The sequence below is a fragment of the Fibrisoma montanum genome, from assembly GCF_003583365.1.
GTDB lineage: Bacteria > Bacteroidota > Bacteroidia > Cytophagales > Spirosomataceae > Fibrisoma > Fibrisoma montanum.
The window spans coordinates 1-3,065 of the sequence record NZ_QXED01000023.1 but is presented as its reverse complement, the minus strand read 5'-3'; the positions used below and the strand labels follow the sequence as shown (position 1 = coordinate 3,065).

At 57.0% G+C, this 3,065-nt stretch carries 2 rRNA genes; both read left to right on the top strand.

Annotated elements, in window-relative coordinates:
* Positions 1-2,751, top strand: a 23S ribosomal RNA gene (locus DYU11_RS32790).
* Positions 2,752-2,901: 150 nt separating this feature from the next.
* Positions 2,902-3,013 (top strand): 5S ribosomal RNA (gene rrf / locus DYU11_RS32785).
* Positions 3,014-3,065: the final 52 nt, after the last annotated feature.

Here is a 3,065-nt window from a genome sequence, read left to right as displayed (position 1 = left end):
TGCGGGGACCCGCTGGCAGGGGCTGATCCGTACGTGTCCGAATGGGGCAACCCACTAGCTTGAAGAGCTAGTACCCTGCGGGGGGCAAACGCGGTGAACTGAAACATCTAAGTAGCCGCAGGAAAAGAAAACAAGTTGTGATTCCCCAAGTAGTGGCGAGCGAACGGGGAGAAGCCCAAACCGGCTGGGTTACGGCCCGGCCGGGGTTGAAGGACCTCTTTTTAGAAACCAATGCAAGCCGAATGATCTGGGAAGGTCAACCACAGGGGGTGAGAGTCCCGTAGGCGTAGGAGTTGGGGACGTAGGGGACTCCTGAGTAGGGGGGGGCCGGAGGAACCCCCTCTGAAGCTGGCGGCACCATCCGCCAAGGCTAAATACGACCAGAAGACCGATAGGGCAGAGTACCGTGAGGGAAAGGTGAAAAGAACGGGGCGTACCCGGGTGAAATAGAACCTGAAACCAGGCGCTTACAAGCGGTCGGAGCCCCCGGATGGGGGTGACGGCGTGCCTTTTGCATAATGAGCCTACGAGTTACCGTCACTGGCCAGATTAAGCTACTGAAGTAGCGTAGTCGAAGCGAAAGCGAGTCTGAACAGGGCGCATAGTCAGTGGGGGTAGACGCGAAACTTGGTGATCTACCCGTGGCCAGGCTGAAGGGGGGGTAACACCCCGTGGAGGGCCGAACCGATAAGCGTTGAAAAGCTTCCGGATGAGCTGCGGGTAGGGGTGAAAGGCCAATCAAACTGAGAAATAGCTCGTACTCTCCGAAATGTTTTTAGGAACAGCGTTCAGTGTTACCAGCCTAGAGGTAGAGCGACCAACAGGATGCGGGGGAGTCACATCCTACCAACTTCTGATGAACTCCGAATGCTAGGGTGGGTGCTGGGCAGTGAGGGGTGGGGTGCTAAGGTCCCATTCCGAGAGGGGAACAACCCAGACCATCCGCTAAGGTCCCCAAGTGTGTGCTAAGTTGAACAAAGGCGGTCCGGCTGCCGAGACAGCCAGGAGGTTGGCTTGGAAGCAGCCATTCCTTTAAAGAGTGCGTAACAGCTCACTGGTCGAGCGGGGCGGGCGTCGATAATAAACGGGCATCAAGCACATCACCGAAGCGGTGGACGTACACGTGAGTGTATTGTGGTAGGAGAGCATTCTATAGGGGGTGAAGTTGCAGCGCGAGCTGTGGTGGACCGTATAGAAAAGCAAATGTAGGCATAAGTAACGAGATGGAGACGAGAACTCTCCACACCGTAAGGCTAAGGTTTCCTCCGCGATGGTAGTCATCGGAGGGTTAGTCGGGTCCTAAGGGGCAGCCGAAGGGCGGGCTCTGAAGGCAAGCGGGTTAATAGTCCCGCACTGTCCATGCAGGTGGCGCCATGACGGAGCGCCGGGGGAGCTACGTCCGGCCGGAAGGGGGCGTTGAGGGGAGGCTACGGCTGAACCGAAGTTCTGAAGGGGCTTCCAAGAAAAGTGGGGTCACGCTAAGCGCATGGGTACCCGTACCGCACACCGACACAGGTAGCCGGGATGAATAATCTAAGGTGGACGAAAGAATCATGGTTAAGGAACTCGGCAAGATAACCCTGTAACTTCGGGAGAAGGGGGGCCTACCCAGCGATGGGAGGCTGCAGAGAAGACGCCCAGGCGACTGTTTACCAAAAACACAGGACTCTGCCAAATCGCAAGATGACGCATAGGGTCTGACACCTGCCCGGTGCTGGAAGGTTAAGGGGGGATGTTAGGGGCAACCCGAGGCATTGAACTGAAGCCCCAGTAAACGGCGGCCGTAACTATAACGGTCCTAAGGTAGCGAAATTCCTTGTCGGGTAAGTTCCGACCTGCACGAATGGTGTAACGATCTGGGCACTGTCTCAACCATGAGTTCGGTGAAATTGTAGTAGCGGTGAAGATGCCGCTTACCCGCCACGGGACGGAAAGACCCCGTGCACCTTTACTACAGCTTATCATGGATCGCTGGTCAGGCATGTGTAGGATAGGCGGGAGGCAGTGAAGCGGTGTCGCCAGGCATCGTGGAGCCGACCTTGAAATACCGCCCTTGGCTGACTGGTGGTCTAACCCGATGGGGGACAGTGGTTGGTGGGTAGTTTGACTGGGGTGGTCACCTCCGAAAGGGTAACGGAGGTTTCCCAAGGTCCGCTCAGGCCGGACGGTAATCGGCTGGGGAGTGCAATAGCAGAAGCGGGCTTGACAGTGAGGCCGACGGGCCGATCTGGTGCGAAAGCAGGGTATAGTGATCCGGTGGTACTGCATGGGTGGGCCATCGCTCAAAGGATAAAAGGTACGCCGGGGATAACAGGCTGATCTCCCCCAAGAGCTCACATCGACGGGGAGGTTTGGCACCTCGATGTCGGCTCGTCACATCCTGGGGCTGGAGAAGGTTCCAAGGGTTCGGCTGTTCGCCGATTAAAGTGGCACGCGAGCTGGGTTCAGAACGTCGTGAGACAGTTCGGTCCCTATCTGTGGTGGGCGTTGGAAGTTTGCGGGGATCTGTCCTTAGTACGAGAGGACCGGGATGGACGCACCGCTGGCGGATCGGTTGTCATGCCGGTGGCACGGCCGAGTAGCTACGTGCGGATCAGATAAGCGCTGAAGGCATCTAAGTGCGAAACTGGCCCCAAGATGAGACTTCCGGTATAAAGGGTTGTGCGAGACGAGCACGTTGATAGGCGGCAGGTGCAGGGCGTGAGAGCGCTAGAGCTGAGCCGTACTAATGAGCCCGGAGGTGTAGGTTTTGCTGGGTAGATCAATCAGGAAGTAAGTAAGAGTAGATAAGTCTTTCTCTGTGCTGTCCAAGACGGGTTAGTTCCCGTGTTGGACGTGCGTCAACGAACGAACAGGTTATTAGCTGGCCCGTTGTCTGGGGTCAGCGCCAGTCACAAGGAGGCTGGTGGTCATAAGGCGGGTGAGCACCTCTTTCCATCCCGAACAGAGCCGTTAAGCCCCGCACTGCCGATGGTACTGGAGTCGTTTCCGGGAGAGTAGGTAACTGCCACCTCTTGTCATTTGTAGTTGGAAGCCGTCCCCACAAGGACGGCTTTCCTGCTTTA